This window comes from Bradyrhizobium sp. Ce-3 (assembly GCF_022835695.1).
GTDB lineage: Bacteria > Pseudomonadota > Alphaproteobacteria > Rhizobiales > Xanthobacteraceae > Bradyrhizobium.
Genome location: NZ_BQUV01000002.1, coordinates 863,972 through 884,413, shown reverse-complemented (window position 1 = coordinate 884,413; position 20,442 = coordinate 863,972). Strand labels below are relative to the sequence as shown.

Annotated in this window: 19 protein-coding genes; 13 read left to right on the top strand and 6 right to left on the bottom strand. The window is 65.3% G+C overall.

The features are described 5' to 3' along the window. Positions 1-6 precede the first annotated feature (6 nt). Both parE and BRSPCE3_RS10630 read right to left on the bottom strand, forming a co-directional pair. On the bottom strand, positions 7-2,067 hold the full coding sequence (gene parE / locus BRSPCE3_RS10635; RefSeq protein ID WP_244065727.1) for a DNA topoisomerase IV subunit B: 2,061 nt from the start codon (positions 2,065-2,067) through the stop codon (positions 7-9). 127 nt (positions 2,068-2,194) lie between these two features. Then, positions 2,195-2,563: a hypothetical protein gene (locus BRSPCE3_RS10630; RefSeq protein WP_244065726.1), complete on the bottom strand. Its 369-nt coding sequence runs from the start codon at positions 2,561-2,563 to the stop codon at positions 2,195-2,197. Positions 2,564-2,752: 189 nt separating this feature from the next. Between BRSPCE3_RS10630 and BRSPCE3_RS10625 the strand changes: the two genes are divergently transcribed. The 6 genes from BRSPCE3_RS10625 (at position 2,753) to BRSPCE3_RS10600 (ending at position 8,079) form a co-directional block, all read left to right on the top strand. Beyond that, positions 2,753-3,283, top strand: coding sequence for a DedA family protein (locus tag BRSPCE3_RS10625; RefSeq protein ID WP_244065725.1), 531 nt, complete (start codon positions 2,753-2,755; stop codon positions 3,281-3,283). A gap of 148 nt (positions 3,284-3,431) precedes the next feature. Then, positions 3,432-4,421 (top strand): MBL fold metallo-hydrolase, encoded by a 990-nt coding sequence (locus BRSPCE3_RS10620; protein ID WP_244065724.1) that lies wholly within the window; start codon positions 3,432-3,434, stop codon positions 4,419-4,421. 220 nt (positions 4,422-4,641) lie between these two features. Continuing rightward, a complete protein-coding gene (locus BRSPCE3_RS10615) occupies positions 4,642-5,328 on the top strand; it encodes an FMN-binding negative transcriptional regulator (protein ID WP_244065723.1) in 687 nt (228 codons plus the stop codon). Next, positions 5,325-6,371: an N-acetyl-gamma-glutamyl-phosphate reductase gene (gene argC / locus BRSPCE3_RS10610; protein WP_244065722.1), complete on the top strand. Its 1,047-nt coding sequence runs from the start codon at positions 5,325-5,327 to the stop codon at positions 6,369-6,371. Before BRSPCE3_RS10615 ends, argC (BRSPCE3_RS10610) begins: the two co-directional genes overlap by 4 nt. A 121-nt stretch (positions 6,372-6,492) precedes the next feature. Then, positions 6,493-7,473, top strand: a complete 981-nt coding sequence (argC, locus tag BRSPCE3_RS10605) for an N-acetyl-gamma-glutamyl-phosphate reductase (RefSeq protein ID WP_244065721.1) — start codon at positions 6,493-6,495, stop codon at positions 7,471-7,473. A 12-nt stretch (positions 7,474-7,485) separates the two neighbouring features. After that, complete coding sequence (locus BRSPCE3_RS10600) at positions 7,486-8,079, top strand: bifunctional 2-polyprenyl-6-hydroxyphenol methylase/3-demethylubiquinol 3-O-methyltransferase UbiG (RefSeq protein WP_244065720.1); 594 nt, start codon at positions 7,486-7,488, stop codon at positions 8,077-8,079. 31 nt (positions 8,080-8,110) lie between these two features. On the opposite strand, the gene BRSPCE3_RS10595 is transcribed toward BRSPCE3_RS10600, so the two are convergent. Together BRSPCE3_RS10595 and BRSPCE3_RS10590 are read right to left on the bottom strand one after the other, a co-directional pair. Continuing rightward, a complete protein-coding gene (locus tag BRSPCE3_RS10595) occupies positions 8,111-8,509 on the bottom strand; it encodes an MAPEG family protein (protein ID WP_244065719.1) in 399 nt (132 codons plus the stop codon). A 73-nt stretch (positions 8,510-8,582) separates the two neighbouring features. Beyond that, positions 8,583-10,391 carry an alpha/beta hydrolase gene (locus BRSPCE3_RS10590; RefSeq protein ID WP_244065718.1) on the bottom strand — a complete coding sequence of 603 codons (1,809 nt, stop codon included), beginning with the start codon at positions 10,389-10,391 and terminating at the stop codon, positions 8,583-8,585. Between the two features lie 293 nt (positions 10,392-10,684). On the opposite strand from BRSPCE3_RS10590, the gene BRSPCE3_RS10585 reads away from it, so the two are divergent. The 7 genes from BRSPCE3_RS10585 to BRSPCE3_RS10555 all read left to right on the top strand — a co-directional run bounded on the left by BRSPCE3_RS10585 (position 10,685) and on the right by BRSPCE3_RS10555 (position 18,448). Further along, a complete protein-coding gene (locus BRSPCE3_RS10585; RefSeq protein ID WP_244065717.1) occupies positions 10,685-10,972 on the top strand; it encodes a hypothetical protein in 288 nt (95 codons plus the stop codon). Positions 10,973-11,186: 214 nt separating this feature from the next. Further along, a complete protein-coding gene (locus BRSPCE3_RS10580; RefSeq protein ID WP_244065716.1) occupies positions 11,187-12,407 on the top strand; it encodes an LL-diaminopimelate aminotransferase in 1,221 nt (406 codons plus the stop codon). A gap of 38 nt (positions 12,408-12,445) precedes the next feature. After that, complete coding sequence (locus BRSPCE3_RS10575; RefSeq protein WP_244065715.1) at positions 12,446-13,765, top strand: homoserine dehydrogenase; 1,320 nt, start codon at positions 12,446-12,448, stop codon at positions 13,763-13,765. Between the two features lie 79 nt (positions 13,766-13,844). Beyond that, a complete protein-coding gene (gene glpX / locus BRSPCE3_RS10570) occupies positions 13,845-14,843 on the top strand; it encodes a class II fructose-bisphosphatase (RefSeq protein WP_029083354.1) in 999 nt (332 codons plus the stop codon). A gap of 151 nt (positions 14,844-14,994) precedes the next feature. Then, complete coding sequence (locus tag BRSPCE3_RS10565; protein WP_244065714.1) at positions 14,995-15,714, top strand: haloacid dehalogenase type II; 720 nt, start codon at positions 14,995-14,997, stop codon at positions 15,712-15,714. A 55-nt stretch (positions 15,715-15,769) separates the two neighbouring features. After that, on the top strand, positions 15,770-17,611 hold the full coding sequence (gene recJ, locus BRSPCE3_RS10560) for a single-stranded-DNA-specific exonuclease RecJ (RefSeq protein ID WP_244065713.1): 1,842 nt from the start codon (positions 15,770-15,772) through the stop codon (positions 17,609-17,611). Positions 17,612-17,629: 18 nt separating this feature from the next. Beyond that, entirely contained in the window at positions 17,630-18,448 is an 819-nt protein-coding gene (locus tag BRSPCE3_RS10555; protein ID WP_244065712.1) for an SDR family NAD(P)-dependent oxidoreductase, read from the top strand. A gap of 99 nt (positions 18,449-18,547) precedes the next feature. On the opposite strand, the gene BRSPCE3_RS10550 is transcribed toward BRSPCE3_RS10555, so the two are convergent. Both BRSPCE3_RS10550 and BRSPCE3_RS10545 read right to left on the bottom strand, forming a co-directional pair. Continuing rightward, positions 18,548-19,783, bottom strand: coding sequence for a lytic murein transglycosylase (locus tag BRSPCE3_RS10550; RefSeq protein WP_244065711.1), 1,236 nt, complete (start codon positions 19,781-19,783; stop codon positions 18,548-18,550). 55 nt (positions 19,784-19,838) lie between these two features. After that, a complete protein-coding gene (locus tag BRSPCE3_RS10545; protein ID WP_244065848.1) occupies positions 19,839-20,405 on the bottom strand; it encodes a MarR family winged helix-turn-helix transcriptional regulator in 567 nt (188 codons plus the stop codon). Positions 20,406-20,442: the final 37 nt, after the last annotated feature.

The window sequence follows — 20,442 nt, the reverse complement described above, 5'->3', positions numbered from 1 at the left end:
GTTGAACTAGACGTCGAGCAGGTCGTCGCTGGCGAATTCAGCCTTGTCGGAGATGAAGGCAAAGCGGGCTTCCGCTTTCGTGCCCATCAGCCGCTCGACCGAGTCGGCGGTGCCCTCGCGATCGTCGGCGAGCAGCACCACGCGCAGCAGGGTGCGCTTGGCCGGATCCATCGTGGTCTCCTTGAGCTGCGCCGGCATCATCTCGCCGAGGCCTTTGAAGCGATTCACTTCGACCTTGGCGTTGGCGTTGAACTCGCTCTTCAGCAGCTCTTCCTTGTGCGCGTCGTCGCGCGCGTAGACCGACTTGGTGCCGTGCTTCAATTTGTAGAGCGGCGGCACCGCCAGATAGAGATGGCCCTCGTCGATCAACCGCGGCATCTGCCGGTAGAAGAAGGTGATCAGGAGCGATGCGATGTGCGCGCCGTCGACGTCGGCGTCGGTCATGATGATGATGCGCTGATAGCGCAGATCCTCTTCGCGGTAGTGCGCGAGCGTGCCGGAGCCGATCGCCTGCACGAGATCGGAGAGCTGCGCGTTGGCGGTCAGCTTGTCCTTGCCGGCAGACGCGACGTTGAGGATCTTGCCGCGCAGCGGCAGCACGGCCTGGGTCTTGCGGTCGCGCGCCTGCTTGGCGCTGCCGCCGGCCGAGTCGCCTTCGACGATGAACAGTTCCGAGCCTTCGGTGCCGGCATCGGAGCAATCGGCGAGCTTGCCGGGAAGGCGCAGCTTCTTGCCGGCGGTCTTGCGCGCGGTTTCCTTTTCCTGGCGGCGGCGCAGCCGCTCCTCGGCGCGATCGATCACGAAATCGAGCAGCCGGTTGGCCTGGTTCGGATTGCCCGACAGCCAATGATCGAACGGATCCTTCATCGCCTGCTCGACGATGCGCTGCGCTTCGGCAGTGGCGAGGCGGTCCTTGGTCTGGCCCTGGAATTCAGGCTCGCGCACGAACACCGAGAGCATCACGGCCGCGCCGACCATCACGTCTTCCGAGGTGATGGAGGCGGCGCGCTTGCCCTGGCCGGCGCGCTCGGCGTGATCCTTCAGGCCGCGCAGCAATGCGCTGCGCAGGCCGGATTCATGCGTGCCGCCGTCGGGCGTCGGCACCGTGTTGGTGTAGGACGACAGGAAGCCGTCGGCATCGGCGGTCCAGGCCACCGCCCATTCGCAGGCGCCATGCGCGCCGCTGCGGCCGGATTTGCCGGAGAAGATATCCTGATGCACCAGCGTGTCGGCGTGGATCGCCGCGGCCAGATAATCCTTCAGGCCGCCGGGGAAATGAAACTTGGCTTCTGCCGGGACGTCCTCGACGCCCTTCAGCAGCTCCGGATCGCAGTGCCAGCGAATCTCGACGCCGCCGAACAGATACGCCTTGGAGCGCGTCATCTTGAACAGGCGTTGCGGTTTGAAGGCCGCCTTGGCGCCGAAGATGTCGGTATCGGGCTTGAAGCGGATCCGCGTGCCGCGGCGGTTGTTGACCTTGCCAGCGTCCTCGAGCTTGCCCTTGGGATGGCCGCGCTCGAAGGTCATGCGATGCAGCTGTCCGCTGCGCGCGACCTCGACCTCGAGCCGCGAGGAGAGGGCATTGACGACGGAGACGCCGACGCCGTGCAGACCGCCGGAGGTCTCGTAGACATCGGAATTGAATTTGCCGCCCGAGTGCAGCGTGCACATGATGACTTCAAGCGCGGACTTCTTCGGGAATTTCGGATGCGGGTCGATCGGAATGCCGCGGCCGTTGTCGGTCACCGACAGGAAGCCGTCGGCCGTCAGCTCGACCTCGATGAACGTGGCGTGGCCCGCCAGGGCCTCGTCCATGGAATTGTCGATCACCTCGGCGAACAGGTGATGCAGCGCCTTCTCGTCGGTGCCGCCGATGTACATTCCGGGGCGCTTGCGGACCGGTTCCAGGCCCTCCAGAACCTCGATGCTCGCCGCCGTATAGCCGGCTTCGGCGTCCTTCACAGGCTTGGCGGCAGGCTTCGCAGCGGCGCGGCCTTTCGGTTCCTGGGCTCCGAACAGATCGTCAGCAGATTTGCTTTTGGCGTTTGACTTCAATTGTTTGGCCATGGTTCTTCAAGTGGCGCGCCAGTCCTGGCGCGGCGAATCGGTTGCTCTGACTATGCCACGGATGGGCTGCCAAATGGGGGCGGCCGCGCCTCGGGGCCCAGCCGCCAGTGTAGATAGGGACCCGCGATTACGCCCGCGAGGTGCGGAATACAACGACCATGAACAGGGCCATGGCGGCAACCACCATCAGCGATCCGACGATCGGGGCGGCCTCGAACGACGGTCCCTTCAGCAGCACGGCGGCCACGCCGGCCGGAAACAGCACGCCGCCGACGATATGCAGCCAGCCCTGGATTTTGGCGAGCGGCATGCTGCCCGCAGCCGGTATCAGCCGGTAGTACAGGCCGAACAGGAACAGCAGCACACCGCCGACCAGATTGAGATGCGCATGCGCCGGTCCCAACGTGAAGTCGTGCTGGATACCCATGGCGATGCCCGCGAGCATTCCGAACAGCAGGACGACAACGCTCACGCACATCATCAGTGACCCGATCATCCAGTATTTCCTTATTTCTTGTGAGGGAGATACCAGCCAGCCCGGACCGCGGGGGCCTGACGGGAAATCACGTTTGATCCCCGCCTTTGTGACTTGATGTCACGCAATGGGCTGGCTTACCTGTTCTTAGGCTGCGTGCGGCTAGAAAGGTTCATTCGGGGTTCAACGGAGCGGAAGGCACACGACGAGATGGAAGACCTTGCGCGGGCCCTGGCCGAATTCGTCCGCCATCACCAGGCCTGGGCCGCTCCGATCGTCATGCTGCTGGCATTCGCTGAATCGCTCGCCTTCATCTCCTTGCTGGTCCCCGCCTGGGGCGCGCTGGTTGCGATTGGCGCGCTGATCGGCGTCAGCGGGATCAATTTCTGGCCGATCTGGATCGCGGGCGGCATCGGCGCCGCGCTCGGCGACTGGGTCTCCTATTGGTTCGGCTATCGCTACAAGGAGCAGGTCGCGCAGATGTGGCCGCTGTCGCGCTATCCCGAGATCCTGCCGCGCGGCGAGGCCTTCGTGAAGTCTTGGGGCGTGCCCAGCATTTTCATCGGCCGCTTCTTCGGCCCGCTGCGCGCCTCGGTGCCGCTGGCGGCCGGCATTTTCGAGATGTCGTACTGGCAATTCCAGATCGCCAATTTCGTCTCCGCGCTGGTCTGGTCGGCGGCGTTGCTGCTGTTCGGCGACGTCATTGGGCAAGGCATCGAATGGATGTGGCGGGTCGTGTAACGCGTTCCGGAATAAGGCCAGCCTGCGGGGGTTAGGCGGGGAGGACAACCGCTCGCGTTGTCGTCATCGCGCGAGCATCGAAACGTTGATACAACCGCGCACACCAAGCGCGAGTTCATTGGGCGCCGCTTCACTGGGAGGACACCACATGGAATTGACACGTCGTCACGCACTCGCCGGCGCAGCCGGCATCGCCGCCGCGCCGCTGCTGCCAGCCGCTCCTGCGGCCGCCGCGGCGCCGGCAGCCGACAAGCAGGCGCCGAGCTTCTATCGCTACAAGGTCGGCGACATCATGGTCACCGCGGTGTCCGACGGCAAGAACGTGTTCAAGCTGGAAGACGGCTTCATTCCGAACGCGAAGCGTGATGACGTCAACGCCGCGCTCGAGAAGGCATTCATGCCGCGTGACATGATGACGATCTGGTTCGCGCCGATCGTGCTCAACACCGGCGGCAAGCTGGTCGTGATCGACACCGGCAATGGCGCGCTGGCGAAGGCCAGCACCAAGGGCGCCAATGGCCTGTTCGCCGACAATTTCGTCGCGGCCGGCTTCGACCCCAAGAATGTCGACATGGTCGTGATCTCGCACTTTCACGGCGACCATGTGAACGGCCTCTTGACCGCCGAAGGCACGCCGGCATTTCCGAACGCCGAGGTGCTGGTGCCGGCGACCGAATGGAAATTCTGGATGGACGACGGCGAGATGAGCCGGGCGCCTGCCGGCCGCATGGCGGGCCTGTTCAAGAACAACCGCAATATCTTCGAGGCGGGCCTGAAGAAGAAGGTCACGCCCTATGAGTGGGGCAAGGAGATCGCGCCGGGCCTGACCTCGGTCGAGACCGTCGGCCATACGCCGGGCCATACCTCTTACGTGCTGGCCTCGGGCCCGGACAAGGTCTTCATCCAGTCGGACGTCACCAACAATCCGAACCTGTTCGCGACCAACCCGGGCTGGCATGCGTTCTTCGACCAGGACGGCGACGTGGCCGAGAAGACCCGCCGCCGCATCTACGACATGGTGGTCGCCGAGCGGCTCCAGGTGCAGGGCTTCCATTACCCGTTCCCCGGCCTCGGCAATGTGGTCAAGGACGGCAGCGGCTACCGCGTCGTGCCGGCGCCGTGGAATCCGGCGATCTGAGCGGTTTTTCTTGACGCCACATGGGCGCGGCCTTATAGCCGCGCCCATGATCAACGCCGCGACCATCATCATCGCCCGCCGCCGCCGCATTCTCGCGGTATGGGCGGTCGCTCGCGTTTAAGACCATCGCCTCTGCCGCCGGACCTGATCCCGCGGCGCTCTCCTCAAAAAGACACGCGGTTCGATCTGGCGGCTCCTTCGTCACGCAGGAGCATCGACCATGTATACGCCACCGGTATTCAAGCCTGACCGCGCCGCGAGCCTCGCCTTCGCCGAAGCGCGCGGTTTCGGCCTGGCCTGCGCGTGGGACGGCGGCAAGCCGATCGCCTCTGCGCTGCCGTTCTATCTGACCTATGCCAACGACGGCACGCCGCGGGCGCTGTTTCATGTTGCCCGTCACAATCCGCTGGTAAAGCTGGCGGCCGGGCTGCCGGGTGGGGCGTCCTGGCTGCTGGCCGTCACCGGCGCCGACGCCTATGTATCGCCGGACTGGTACGTGTCGCCCGATCAGGTGCCGACCTGGCTCTATCAGGCGGTGCATCTGACGGGGCCGGTGCGGACGCTGTCGGATGAGGAGCTTGCCGTTCAGATCGACGCACTGAGCGCCAAGTTCGAGGACCGGCTGCTGCCGAAGAAGCCGTGGGTGTCGGGCAAGATGACCGCCGCGCGGCTGGAAGCCATGAAGAAGGCCATCGTGGGCCTGGAGATGACGGTGGAGGAGGTGGAGGGCAGCTTCAAGCTGAACCAGCACAAGTCTGAAACCGATTTCGCGGCGGTCGGCAACGCGCTCGCTTTGCAGGCCGAAGCCGGCGCCCGGGACATTGCAGGCTTGATGCGAGAGGTCCGTCCGCAGGCCTTCGCGGTGATGCAGACTGAGACGACGACGCCTCCGAGGAGCGAGCAATGACGAAGAAGAAAATCGGAATTTTGGGCGCGTCCGGTTACACCGGCGCCGACGCGGTGCGCCTGCTGGCGCGGCACTCGAATGCCGAAATCACCGCGCTTACCGCCAACACCCATGCCGGCAAGGCGATGAGCGAGGTGTTTCCTCACTTCTTCATGCTCGATCTGCCAAAACTCGTGGAATGGGAAAAGGTCGACTGGACGCGGCTCGATGCCGTGTTCTGCGGACTGCCGCACGGGACGACGCAGGAGATCATCGCCGCGGTGCTGAAAGCCAATCCCGGAATCAAGATCCTCGATATGTCCGCGGATTTCCGGCTGCGCGACAAGCACAGCTACGCGCAATGGTACGGCCACGAGCACCGGGCGCTCGAATTGCAGGGCGAGGCCGTCTATGGGCTGACCGAACTCTACCGGGAGCAGATCACGGCCGCGCGGCTGGTGGCCTGTCCCGGCTGCTATCCGACGGCGGTGCTGCTGGCGCTTGTTCCGCTGGCGAAGGCAAAGCTGATCGACGTCGACGATATCGTCATCGACGCCAAGTCGGGCGTCACCGGCGCCGGACGCGGGCTGAAGCAGAACACGCTGTTCAGCGAGGCCGGCGAAGGGTTGTCGCCCTATTCGATCGGAAGCCATCGACATTCGGCGGAGATCGAGCAGGAGATCGGCGCGGCCGCTGGCTCGGCTGTGACAGTGAACTTCACCCCGCATCTCATTCCGATGGCACGGGGTGAGTTCTGCACATCCTATGTCAAGCTCAACGGGGCTACGCCGGACGATTTGCGCGCCGAACTGGAAAAGGCCTACGCCAACGAGCCGTTCGTCCATGTGACGAAGAAGGGTGTGCTGCCGCAGACGCAGAACGTGCGTGGTTCGAATTACGTCCAGATCGGCGTCGTCGCCGACCGGATCAAGAACCGCGCCATCGTGCTCTCGACGCTCGATAATCTTGTGAAGGGTTCGGCCGGACAGGCGATCCAGAACATGAACCTGATGTTCGGCTTGCCTGAAACCACCGGACTGGAGCAGATCGCGCTGTTTCCATGAGCAGGGGTTGTTGTCGTGGGCGAGGGGGCGCTCAATCCGGGGACAACGGCCCAACCCCGTCGGCGGCGCAGGCGCGGCCAGATGTGTTAAACGAAACGAACGAACTCGAAAGGACCATGCCATGACCGTCACCGACACCAACCAGCCGAAAACCAGGAGCGGTGCGACCAAGGCGACCGTGTTCGTCGATGGCGGCTCGGGCACCACCGGACTCGGCATCCAGGAGCGGCTGCATTCCACCGGCGACGTCGCGGTGAAGCATATCGCCGAGGACAAGCGGAAGGACGCCGGCGCCAAGCGCGCGCTGATGGAGGAGGTGGATCTTGTGATTCTCTGCCTGCCGGATGATGCGGCAAAAGAGACCGTGGCGCTGATCGACACGATGGGCAATTCGGCGCCGAAAGTGCTCGACGCGTCGACGGCGTATCGGGTCGCGCCCGACTGGGCCTACGGCTTCGCGGAGCTCGCGCCCGACCAGGCCGACAAGATCCGCAACGCGCAGAAGGTCTCCAATCCCGGCTGCTATCCGACCGGTGCGATCGCGCTGCTGCGGCCGCTCGTCGACGGCGGCCTGCTCGCGGCCGACTATCCTGTCACCATCAACGCGGTGAGCGGCTATTCGGGCGGCGGCAAGTCGATGATCGCAAGCTTCGAGGACGGCTCGGCGCCGGCGTTTCATCTCTATGGGCTCGGCTTCGAGCACAAGCACGTGCCGGAGATGCAGCTCTACTCGCATCTGACGCGGCGACCGCTCTTCATCCCGTCGGTCGGCAACTTCCGGCAGGGCATGCTGGTTTCGGTGCCGCTGCAGCTCGACGCGCTGCCGGGCAAGCCTGATGGTGCCGACCTGCAGGCTGTGCTCGCGAAGTGGTACGCCGGCAGCAAATACGTCTCGGCGATGCCGCTGCAGAACGAGGCCAGCAAGGACGGCAAGATCGAGCCGGAAGCGCTGAACGAGACCAACCAGCTCGAGCTCTACGTGTTCGCCAGCGACAAGCACCGCCAGGCGGTGCTGGTGGCGCGGCTCGACAATCTGGGCAAGGGTGCCTCGGGTGCCGCGGTCCAGAACATGCGGCTGATGCTCGGGCTTTCCGACAGCTGACGGCGGCCCATCGTGGACGACGCCACGCTGCAATTCTACCGGCACAATGCCGAGGCCTATGCCGGGTGGGCGAAATCACCGTCCACCCGGCTGATCGGCTTTCTCAAGCTGCTGCCGCCGGGCGGGGCGATCCTCGAACTCGGCTGCGGCGCCGGCAATCATGCCGCCGTGATGCTTGCCGAAGGCTTCGCGCTGCGCGCGACCGACGGTTCGCCCGAGATGGCCGAGGTCGCCGCGCGCCGCATCAACCATCCCGTCGAGGCGATGCTGTTCGATGAGCTCGAGGATCGTGCGGCCTATGACGGCGTCTGGGCCAGCGCGTGCCTGCTGCATGTGCCGCGTGACGAGCTGGCCGGAATCCTCAGTCGCATTCATCGCGCACTGAAGGAGGGCGGCATCTTCTACGCGAGCTACAAGATCGGCCATGGCGACGGCCGCGACAGCATCGGCCGCTATTACAATTATCCGGCAGCCGATTGGCTGGCGGCAACCTACGCCGCGTCAGGGGCGTGGACCCAGGTCTCGTCCGACACCAGCGAGATCAAGAGCTTTGACGAGGCACCGGCGACGATGCTGCATATCGTCATGCGCAAGCGCGAGGAGTAGCGCCGGCGCGACGGCCGGCGCCGATTGTCGCTCAGAGGATCTTGAAGATCGCGAGCGCCAGCACCGCCTGGGCGATGAAGCCGACCGTGAACGCCAGCGTGCGGAAGACCGGGATGCCGAGCGCATAGACGATCAGATGCGCGACACGCGCCCAGAAATAGACGGCGCACGCCAGCACGGTCCATTTGGTGGAATAGTCGGCCGCGTTCAGGATCAACACCAGCGGCGCGAAGATCGCGAGGTTTTCGATTGCGTTGTCGTGGGCGAACATCAGGCGGTTGGCCCATTCCGCTTGCGGCTTGTCGTTGCGCGACGGGTTGGCCATGGCGCCGGAGAGGCCGCGCACCTGCGTGCGGTTGATTGAGTAGGGAACCCACAGCAGTCCCGTCAGGATCACCGTCAGCGACAGCCAGAACAGTTCGCGCGTCATCGTCTCCCCCTCACGTCAAATCGATTCCCGACCGCCGGGATCGTCTGTTTATAGCTGAGCGGAAGACTTGGCGCTACGCGCGGACCCGGACATAGCTGCCGGGTGCATCCTCGAGCGCCTGCATTCCGTTCGAGCCCACCATGCGCGCCGGCACCGTCTCCGGATCATGGCTCTCCAGCCAGACGCGCCAGTCGGGCCACCACGACCCCTTGTGCTCCTCGGCGCCCTTCAGCCAGTCGGCGAGCTTCATGTCCTTGATGTTGTCGTTGGTCCAGTACTGGTACTTCTTCGACGCGGGCGGGTTGACCACGCCGGCGATATGGCCGGAACCGGACAGCACATATTTCACCGGGCCGCCGAAGAACTGCGAGCCGTAGAGCACCGATTCCGCCGGCGCGATGTGATCTTCGCGTGCAGCGAGATTGTAGACCGGCACCTTCACCTTCGAGAGATCGAGCAGCGTGTTGTCGAGCACCATCGTGCCGGTCGACAGCCGGTTCTCCAGATAGCAGTTGCGCAGATAGTAGGAGTGGTTCGACGACGGCATCCGCGTCGCATCCGAATTCCAGTGCAGCAGGTCGAACGAGGAGGGCGGCTGGCCCTTGAGGTAATTGTTCACGACATACGACCAGATCAGGTCGTTCGAGCGCAGCATGTTGAAGGCCATCGCCATCTTGCTGCCCTCGAGCACGCCGGATTCCTGCATGTCGCGTTCCAGCGCCGAGATCTGGTCCTCGTCGACGAACACCAGCAGGTCGCCGGCATGGGTGAAGTCGACCTGCGCGGCAAAGAACGTCGCCGAGGTCACGCGCTGGCGGCGCTTCTCGGCGAGATAGGCCAGCGTCGAGGCGAGCAGGGTGCCGCCGACGCAATAGCCGGCGGTGTGCACCTTGAGCTCACCGGTGACCTTCTCGATCACGTCCATCGCCGTGAGCGGGCCTTCGGTCATGTAGTCGGCCCAGGTCTTCTTGCCGAGTTCCTTGTCCGGATTGACCCAGGAGATCACGAACACCGTGACGCCCTGGTCGACGCACCATTTGATGTAGGATTTCTCGGGGCGCAGATCGAGGATGTAGAACTTGTTGATCCAGGGCGGCACGATCAGGAGCGGCGTGCGCAGCACGTTCTCGGTCGCCGGCGAATACTGGATCAGCTGCATCAGCTCGTTCTGGTAGATCACCTTGCCCGGCGTCGTCGCCATGTTGATGCCGACCTCGAGGTTGCTCGAATCGGACTGGCGGATGCGCAGCGTGCCGTGGCCGGCCTCGATATCCTCGGCCAGCATCTTCATGCCGCGGACCAGATTGTCGCCGTTGCTCTCGACGGTGGTGCGCAGCAGTTCCGGATTGGTCAGCACGAAGTTCGACGGCGCCAGCGCGTTGCTGATCTGCTGGACGTAGAATTCGGCCTTCTTGCGGGTGTGCGGATCGATCCCGTCGGCATCGTGGACCAGCTGCTGTGCCCATTTCGAGGTCAGCAGATAGAGCTGCAGGATGAAGTCGAAGAACTGGTTCGACTTCCACTCCGGGTCCTGGAAGCGCTTGTCGCGCGGGGCCGGTGCGATCGCGGGCTTGGCATCGGCCTCGCCGGTCATGCGGCGCACCGCCGAGCCCCAGAGATCGAGGTAGTCCTTGCCGAGCTGCATCTGCAGCGACGAGGCGCGCTCCTTGTCCGACAGCCAGTATTCGGCGATCACGCTGAAGGTCTTGATGACCTCACCGAACTCGTTCGGCGGCTTGTCGCGGACTTCCCCGGTCTGGCGCGGCTTGAGGTAGGCTGCCAGCGCCTGGCCGCTGCTCTCCATCGCCCGGGCGATGTTCATGGCGAAGGCTTCGGCGTTGAATTTCGGGGCGGCTTGGGTGTCGGGAGTGACGTTGCTCATCTGTGGGACAATATCGCGTCGTTTGGGGGGCGTCATCGCGCGGTGCGGCAAGGGAAATCGGTCAAAACCCGGCATTTCGCTCTGTTGCGGTGCAAGAAAAAAATCTTTGTTCCGTCATATTGAAGCCTCAGGGGTCGCTTTTGTTGTTCCCGCTTTAAGCGTTTCGGGCGACAATGGTTTGAAACGCTGAAGTCGGAATTAACGCAGCGGGGACGCTGCAAGGCTCGTACCAGTGCGACCCGTGTCGGCAATGTGCGACGTGCGCGCTTAGCTTGTTGGGGACAATTCGGCGCATGCCGATCGATCAGATGAACAGGGGGCTCGCGGCCGTGGTGCTGCTCGCGTCAATGATGGCGCTGAGCGGGTGCTCGAGCACGATTGCCGATATGGCCATGCCGGCCGATGCGCCGGCGCGGGCCAAGGATCCCAGCGGCTACCTGCCGGTCCATGACCTGCCGCCCGACCGGGCCGATCCGATGATCAAGCCGGCCGATCAGGCCAAGATCGAGCAGGAGCTGATTGCGGCGCGCGAACGCCAGACCCAGGCACAGGCCCAGGGGTCGACCCAGAGCGGCAAGTAAGCGCCCGATTGGCCGATCAGCGCTGGCGCCGCCCGGTGTCCGTGCTAAAAGAAACCCAGTTCAACCGCAGGTCCGGCCGCAGCCCCCAGATCGTGCGCCTGAATTCGCCCTAAGTCATTGATTCAGTGCGATTTCTGTAAAGAGGCCAGATCGGCTTCCGCAACCAGTCCAAGGGGGTCGATTCTGGCATCGCGGTTGTCGGAGCAAGGGTCCCATGGAAGATTTTTACCGCATTCGCCGTCTGCCGCCTTACGTCTTTGAAAAGGTCAACCAGGCCAAGGCGGCCGCGCGCAATGCCGGGGCCGACATCATCGACATGGGCATGGGCAATCCGGACCTGCCGACCCCGCCGCATGTGATCGAGAAGCTCAAGGAGACGCTGGGCAAGCCGCGGACCGACCGCTACTCGGCCTCGCGCGGCATCAACGGCCTGCGCAAGGCCCAGGCCGCCTATTATGCGCGCCGGTTCGGAGTCAAGCTCAACCCCGATACCCAGGTGGTGGCGACGCTCGGCTCGAAGGAGGGGTTCGCCAACGTGGCGCAGGCGATCACCGCGCCCGGCGACGTCGTGCTGTGCCCGAATCCGAGCTACCCGATCCATGCCTTCGGCTTCCTGATGGCGGGCGGGGTGATCCGCTCGGTGCCGTCGGAGCCGACCCCGCAGTTCTTCGAGGCGGTCGAGCGGGCGATCATCCATTCGATTCCGAAGCCGATCGCGCTGATCGTCTGCTACCCGTCGAACCCGACCGCCTATGTCGCGGACCTCGATTTCTACAAGGATCTCGTCGCGTTCGCGAAGAAGCACGACATCTTCATCCTGTCGGACCTCGCCTACGCCGAAGTCTATTTCGACGACAACAATCCGCCGCCGTCGGTGCTGCAGGTGCCCGGCGCGATCGACGTCACCGTCGAGTTCACCTCGATGTCGAAGACCTTCTCGATGGCCGGCTGGCGCATGGGCTTTGCGGTCGGCAATGAGCGCATCATCGCGGCACTGGCGCGGGTCAAATCCTATCTCGATTACGGCGCCTTCACGCCGGTCCAGGTGGCGGCGACCGCGGCGCTGAACGGTCCCGACGACTGCATCCGCGAGATGCGCGACACCTACCGCAAGCGCCGCGACGCGCTGGTTGAGTCATTTGGCCGCGCCGGCTGGGACATTCCGCCGCCACAAGCTTCGATGTTTGCCTGGGCGCCGCTGCCCAAGGAATTCGAGGCGGTCGGCAGCATGCAGTTCGCGACCCTGATGGTGGAGAAATCCGGCGTTGTGGTGTCGCCCGGCGTTGCGTTCGGCGAGCATGGCGAAGGCTATGTCCGCATCGCGATGGTGGAGAACGAGCAGCGCATCCGGCAGGCCGCGCGCGGCGTGCGCCGCTTCCTTGAAAGCGGCATCGAAACGTTGCACAACGTCGTTCCTCTCGCCAACCGGCGCTAATCCTTCCAGGTTGCTTAATCTCCAGGTCCCTTAAATCCATGGTCGCACCCCTGAACGTGGGCATAGCGGGGCTCGGCACCGTCGGTGCCGATGTCGTCCGCCTGATCGAAACGCAAGCGCGCGCGCTGGCCGAGCGCAGCGGCCGAGGCGTTCGCGTCGTCGCCGTCACCGCGCGCTCGAAGGCCAAGAAGCGCGGCCTCGATTTGCGCGGCATCGCCTGGGCGAAGAGCCCGGAGGCGCTGGCCGAAGATCCCAATATCGATTGCTTCGTCGAACTGATGGGCGGCGCCGGCGATCCCGCGCTGTCGGCGATCGAGACCGCGCTGAAGGCGGGCAAGTCGGTTGTGACCGCCAACAAGGCGCTGATCGCCAAGCACGGCCTGCGGCTCGCAGCCGCCGCCGAGAAGCATGGCGGCGCATTGAACTTCGAGGCCGCGGTCGGTGCGGCGATCCCGGTCATCAAGACGTTGCGCGAGGGCCTCGCCGGCACCAGCGTCAACCGCGTCTATGGCATCCTCAACGGCACCTGCAACTACATCCTGACCCGGATGGAGCAGGAGGGCCTGTCGTTCGAGGAATGCCTGAAGGACGCCCAGCGTCTCGGCTATGCCGAAGCCAATCCGTCGTTCGACGTCGATGGTCACGACACCGCGCAGAAGCTCGCGATCCTGGCGAGCCTGGCGTTCGGAACCAAGGTCGCCGAAAGCGCTGTCTACGTCGAGGGCATCTCCTCGATCACGCCGGAAGACCTCAAGGCCGCCGCGGAACTCGGCTATCGCGTCAAGCTGCTCGGTGTCGCCGTGCGCACGGCAAAGGGCATTGAGCAGCGCGTGCACCCGACCATGGTGCCGAAATCATCCTCGATCGCGCAGGTGATGGGCGTCACCAACGCGGTCGCGATCGACGGCGAGGGGATTCCGCCCATCACCCTGGTCGGCCCCGGCGCCGGCGGCGGCGCGACCGCCTCCGCGGTGGTCGCCGACATTGCCGACGTCGCCCGCGGCATCCGCGCCAAGCCGTTCGGCCGCCCGGTGGAGCGGTTGCGCGACACCACCAAGGCGCCGATGGAACGCCATGAGGGTGGCTATTATATCCGCCTGATGGCGCGCGATCTTGCAGGCACTGCCGCAACAATCGCCACGAGGCTGGCGGAACAGAAGATATCTCTGGAATCCATCGTGCAACGGCACCCCGATGGCGTCGATGTGAACGGTGCGGCCAAAAAACCTTCACCGGTTCCGGTCATTCTGATTACCTATGCGACCAGCGAGGATGCCGTGCATCGGGCGCTGGCCGCAGTGCAGCGCGATAAGGTCATCAGCGGCCGTCCGCAGGTGATCCGGATCGAGAAAAACTAGCGCATGGCCTGAACGGGTCGGGCGTGAGACGATTGATGCGGGCAGGCTGGCCTGTCCCAGAGGCTTAAGGAGTACGCCGATGTCGACCCATATTTCCGTTCCGCCGCAGATGCTGCTCGAGCGCATCCTGACGCTCGAAATCGTGCGCGTGACGGAGCGCGCGGCGGTGTCGGCTGCGCGGCTGCGCGGCCATGGCCAGGAGAAGGCCGCCGACAAGGCGGCGGTCGACGCGATGCGGCGCGAGCTCAACAAGCTGCCGATCGAGGGCACGGTCGTGATCGGCGAGGGCGAGCGCGACGAGGCGCCGATGCTGTTCATCGGCGAGAAGGTCGGCCTCAACGCCGGTCCCAAGGTCGACATCGCGGTCGACCCGCTCGAAGGCACCACGCTGTGCGCCAAGAACATGCCGGGCTCGATCGCCACCATGGCGATGGCCGATGGCGGCACGCTGCTGCACGCCCCCGACGTCTACATGCAGAAGATCGCGATCGGTCCGGGCTACGCCAAGAACGTGATCGAGCTCGACGCGCCGCCCGCCGACAACGTGCGCCGGCTCGCCAAGGCCAAGGGCGTCGACCCCACCGCCATCAACGTGCTGGTGCTCGACCGTCCGCGCCATGCCGACATCATCAACAGCGTGCGCTCGACCGGTGCTGCCGTGCAGCTGATCACCGACGGCGACGTCGCCGGTGTCATTCATTGCGCCAAGCCCGATGAAACCGGCGTCGACATGTATATCGGCACCGGCGGCGCGCCCGAGGGCGTGCTGGCGGCGGTCGCGCTGCGCTGCATCGGCGGCCAGATGCAGTGCCGCCTGATCCTCGACACCGAGGAGAAGCGCGAGCGTGCGCACAAGATGGGCGTCATCGATCCGAAGATGATCTACGGCATCGAGGACATGGCCAAGGGCGACTGCCTGTTCGCCGCCACCGGCGTCACCACCGGCTCGCTCCTGACCGGCGTCAAGTTCAAGAAGGACGTGATCGAGACCGAGACCGTCGTGATGCGCTCGGTCACCGGCACCGTGCGCTACATCAAGGCCGAGCACCGCCAGCTGGAGAAATTCCACCTGGATTGAGCGGACATCGTCATTCCGGGGCGTCCGAAGGACGAGCCCGGAATCCATAACCACCATCGGGAGTATGGATTCCGGGCCTGCGCCAAGAGGCGCATCCCGGAATGACGAGGAGAGAGTGACGTAAGCAACAACAAGAAAACGGGAGACGAGCATGTCCGATCTGTCCGGCGTCAAGGCACTGGTGTTCGACGTGTTCGGCACCGTCGTCGATTGGCGCACCAGCCTGATCAACGATTTCAGCAAGTGGGGCGAGACACGCGGCATCAAGGCCGACTGGACCGCGCTGGTCGATGGCTGGCGCGCGGTCTATGCGGCCTCGATGGACGAGGTGCGCAAGAACCCGCAGAACGGCTACGTCATCCTCGACGTCCTGCATCGCCGCTCGCTCGAGAAGCTGGTCGCACAGTTCGACGTCAAGGGGCTCACCGAGGCCGACCTGCAGCATTTGACGCTGGGCTGGCATCGCCTGCATGGGTGGCCCGACAGCGTCGCCGGCCTGGCCCGGCTGAAGAGCAAATACATCATCGCGCCGCTGTCCAACGGCAACGTCGCGCTGCTCACCAACATGGCGAAGTTCGCTGGTCTCCCCTGGGATCTCGTGATGTCGGCCGAGCTGTTCGAGCACTACAAGCCCGATCCGGAAACCTATCTCGGCGCGGCAAAGCTGCTCTGCCTGCCGCCGGAGCAGGTGATGATGGTCGCCGCGCACAATTACGATCTCAAGCACGCGCAGAAGCATGGCCTGAAGACCGCCTTCGTGGCGCGTCCGAGCGAATACGGCCCGCTGCAGAAATACGACTTCGAGGCCACCGGTGCGTGGGACATTGTGGCCAAGGATTTCGGGGAAATCGCCAGCCGGATGGGCTGCTAGAACTGGCCCACAAATCATCCAAGCGTTACGATTCCCACCCGATTGGAAAGGAATCATGACGCTGCACGCATCCGCACTGCCGATCGAGGCGCCACCGGCGTTCCTCGGCGTGGCGCGGTCGCTGACCGGAAAGCTCTGGCGCGACCGGCTGGATCCGCGCGGGGCGGCGCGGGCGCTTGCCATCGTGCAGCGGCACAATCTGCCGGAAATGCTGGCGCGGGTGCTGGCGGGGCGCGACGTCGCCATCGACGAGGTCGCCGACTTCCTCGACCCGACCATCCGCAAGCTGATGCCGGATCCGCACACGGTCACCGAGATGGAGCATGCCGCCAAACGCATCGCGGATGCGGCGGTGCGCGGCGAGAAGGTCGCGATCTTCGGCGACTATGACGTCGACGGCGCGACCTCGGCGGCGCTGCTGACCTGGCATCTGCGCCATTGCGGGCTGGATCCGCTGATCCACATTCCCGACCGTATCTTCGAAGGCTATGGGCCGAACGTCGACGCTGTCCGCGCACTGGCGGCCAAGGGCGCGACGCTGCTGGTCACGGTCGATTGCGGCACCACCAGCATCAAGCCTTTGGCCGAAGCGAAGAAGCTCGGCATGTCGGTCGTCGTGATCGATCATCACCAGACCGGCGATGAACTGCCTGAAGTGGACGCGCTGGTGAATCCGAACCGGCCCGACGATCTCTCCGGGCTCGGTCATCTCGCCGCCGTCGGCCTCGTGCTGGTGACGCTGGTCGCCGTCAATCGCGAGCTGCGCCAGCGCGGCTTCTGGAGCAGCGAGATGCCGGAGCCGGATCTGCTCAGCGTGCTGCATCACGTCGCCCTCGGCACCGTCGCCGACGTCGCGCCGCTGATCGGGCTCAACCGGGCCTTCGTTGCAAAAGGCCTGATCGCGATGCGCCGCCGCGACCATGTCGGCCACACCGCGCTGATGGATGTGTCGCGGCTCAATGGGCCGCCCGAGGCCTGGCATCTCGGTTTCATGCTGGGGCCGCGCATCAATGCCGGCGGCCGGATCGGGCGCGCCGATCTCGGCGTGCGGCTGTTGCTCGAAGGCGATGTCTCGGAGGCCGCGCGGATCGCCGCCGAGCTCGATCGCCTCAATGCCGAGCGGCGCGTGATCGAGCAGGCGGCCGAGGCGCAGGCCGAAGCCGAGGCGCTGGCCTCGCTCGGCCTCGAGGACAAGGGCGCGGTCATTGTCACCGCGGCGGAGGGCTGGCACCCCGGCGTGGTCGGGCTGGTCGCGGCGCGGCTGAAGGAGAAGTTCGCGCGTCCGGCGTTTGCGATCGCGCTCGAGCCGGGCGGCATCGGCACCGGGTCGGGCCGCTCGATCGGCGGCGTCGATATTGGCAAAGCGGTGCGGCAGGCCGTGCATGACGGCCTCCTGATGAAAGGCGGCGGCCACGCCATGGCCGCCGGCGTCACGCTGCGCAAGGAGAAGCTCGCCGAATTCCGCGCCTACATGGAGAACGCGCTCGCCGCCGATGTCGCCAACTCGCGCCACGAGAACGAGCTGTTCATCGACGGCGCCGTGACCGCGCGCGCGGTGACGGCTGAATTCGCCGCGACGCTCAACCGCGCCGGTCCGTTCGGTGCCGCCAATCCGGAGCCGGTGATCGCGCTGCCGTCGCATCAGCTGGTCTATGCCGACGAGGTCGGGCAGGCGCATCTGCGGCTGCGCTTCAAGTCCGGCGATGGGTCGATCGTCAACGGTATCGCATTCCGCTCCGTCGGACAGAAGCTCGGCAGCGCCTTGACGCAAAATCGCGGCCAGCAATTGCACGTGGCGGGCTCTCTCGCAGTCGACCGTTGGCAAGGCACCGAACGTGTGCAATTCCGTGTCCTCGACGTCGCGGCACCGGACCAGGGCCCGACGGTGATCCGATAAGAAAATTTGGGAGAGGACATGGCAGGACAGGTTGAAGGCAAGGTCGCGCTGGTGACCGGCGGCGCGTCGGGGATCGGCGAGGCCATCGTCGAATTGTTCGCGCAGGAAGGCGCGACGGTCGTTGCGACCGATATCGACGAGTTGCGGGGACCCGAGCTCGCGGCGCGGCTCAAGAAGGCCGGTCGCAACGTGACGTTCCTGCCGCAGGACGTCACCAGCGAGGAGCGCTGGATCGAAATCGTCGCTGAGATCGGCAAGCGCCATGGCCGCCTCGACATCATGGTCTCGAATGCCGGCATCGGCATCGGGGCGCCTTCGATTGTCGACATGACGCTGGCGGACTGGCGCCGGCAGACCGCGATCAATCTCGACGGCGTGTTCCTGTCGGTGAAGCATTCGCTGCCGCTGATGCGTAAAACTGGCGGCGGCTCGATCATCATGATGTCGTCGCTGGCCGGCCTGCGCGGCGCGGCGACGCTCTCGGGCTACAGCGCCACCAAGGGCGCGGTGCGGCTGTTCGCCAAGTCGATCGCGATGGAATGCGCGCAGGTGAATGACGGCATCCGCGTCAACTCGGTGCATCCCGGGATCATCGACACGCCGATCTGGGGCAAGATCCCGACCGGCGCGACGGGCGCCGGCCAGAACGCGCCGATCGATCCCGAGGAGCGCGCCAGGTTCGCCACCCCGCTCGGCCGCGCCGGCCAGGCCATCGAGATCGCCCAGGGCGTGCTCTATCTCGCCTCGGATGCGTCGCGTTATGTGACGGGGACCGAACTCGTGATCGACGGCGGCATGAACGCCGGAGGCGTCGTGCGGCAGCCTTCGAGCGGCTAGAGCAAGCGCAGCGTAATCCGGGACCGGTCGTATTCAAATGCGAGAGCCGCCCCGGATTTCGCTACGCTCCATCCGGGCTACGCAGATCGCAATGGCAAGCTAGCTGCCTTGCCGCAACCGCGCCAGCACCTTGAGCCCGCCGTAACCATCGGCGGGCAGCAGACCCATCTTGTTCTGATAGTCCTTGATCGCCTTCATGGTGTCGTTGCCGACGCGGCCGTCGGTGCCGCCGGTGTCGAAGCCGGCTTTGGTCAGCCGCGTCTGCATCTCCTGCACCTCGGCGAGCGTCAGGGCGCGCTCCGAGCCCGGGAACGGCTGGATGAAGGGCGGCCCCCCGAGACAGCGATCGCCGAGATGGCAGATCGCCAGCGCGTAGTTCATCGACGGATTGTAGCTCTTCACCGAATTGAAATTCGGACCGAGCAGGAAGGCCGGACCGCCCGCGACCGGGATCCAGAGCTGCGCCGAGGCGTTCGGCTGCGGAAACGCCTGGCCGTCGGCGCGGACGACGCCGGCGCTGGCCCAGGCCGCGTAAGTGCGGCTGCCGCTGGCGCCGCCGCCGGGTGCGCGGACCTCGTAGCCCCAGTGCTCGCCGCGGTGCCACTTGCCGCGATTGACGAGATACTTCGCGGTCGAGCCCAGCGCGTCGTCGGGGCGGCCGAACGGCGAGACCTTGCCGTCGCCATCATAGTCGAAGCCGACATTGAGCCAGACTTCCGGCATCCACTGCGAATGGCCCATCGCGCCGGCCCAGGAGCCGTTCATCTCGTCCGGCGTGCTCCAGCCGCGCTGCACGATCTTCATCGCGTTGATCAGCTCAGTTTCCCAATAGGCCTTGCGCCGCGGCTCGTTCCAGGCGAGCGCCGCGAGCGAGGGAAACACCGGCGTCATGTGGTTCTGCTGCACCAGCGGATCGCCATAGGCTGATTCAACGCCCCACAATGCGAGCAGCGTGCCGCGCTCGACGCCGAAGTCGCGCTCGATCCGGCCGAACAGCGCCTCGTTCTTCTTCAGCGCCTCGCGGCCGTGGATGATGCGCCAGTCAGAGACGCGGCGGTTGATGTACTGCCAGACCTGCTCGTGGAATTCAGGCTGGTTGCGTATCTGCTTGAACACGCTCATGTCGGGCTCGACCCGTCCCATGCAGCGATTCCAGGTCGCCTCTGAAATGCCTTTTGCCAATGCGCGGGCGCGAAAATTGTCGCGCCACTGATCGAAGCCCGCAGGCGCGGCGGCCAACGCGCCGAGCGGAGTGCCGAGCGTCACGCCTGCCGCGAGCGCTGCCTTCAGGACGGCGCGGCGGGCAGGGGATTTCAAAGAATCAGGCTGTTTCATCGGGCCAGTGTAGCGGCGCCGATCCGGTGAGCCAAAAGCCACGCCGCCGCAGGAGCTAGATATCTTGCAAATCTATGGCGATTTTTGACAGCCACTGGCGCACCACCTGTTCCGCCTTCGGGTCGAGGCTGGCCGCGAGCCGGCGCTCCTGGGCCTGCGCGATATGGCGGCATTTCTCCAGCAGCGCGGTTCCATGGCTGGTCAGCGTCCATTGCAGCACCCGGCCGTGGACCGGGTGTGGGGTCTTGCGGATCGCGCCGTCGCGCTCGAGGTTGCGGATGATCACGCTGACGGTCTGCGGGGTCAGCAGTGCCACCCGGGCCAGATCGGCGCCCGACAGGCCTGGATAGGCCTTCAGCATGGTCAGCACCACGAATTGCGGCGAGGTGACGCCGAGCTGCCCAAGCTCGCGCTCCATCGACAACCGCGAGGCCGCATGGGCCTGGCGCAGCAGATAGGCGAGATAGCCCTGTTCGCCGCGCTTGCCTTCGCCCGGCGGCGGGACGGCGGCGGCGGGCAGAGCGGCGGCCGCGTCCGCCCCGGTCGCAATCTTGCCGGTCGCTTTCCCCGCCGGCCGCCGACCAGCGGCAGCTGATTTGCCGCGTTTCTGCAATCCCGCCATGTTGCCGCCGCCAATGTCCGCGTCTTGCTCAATATCA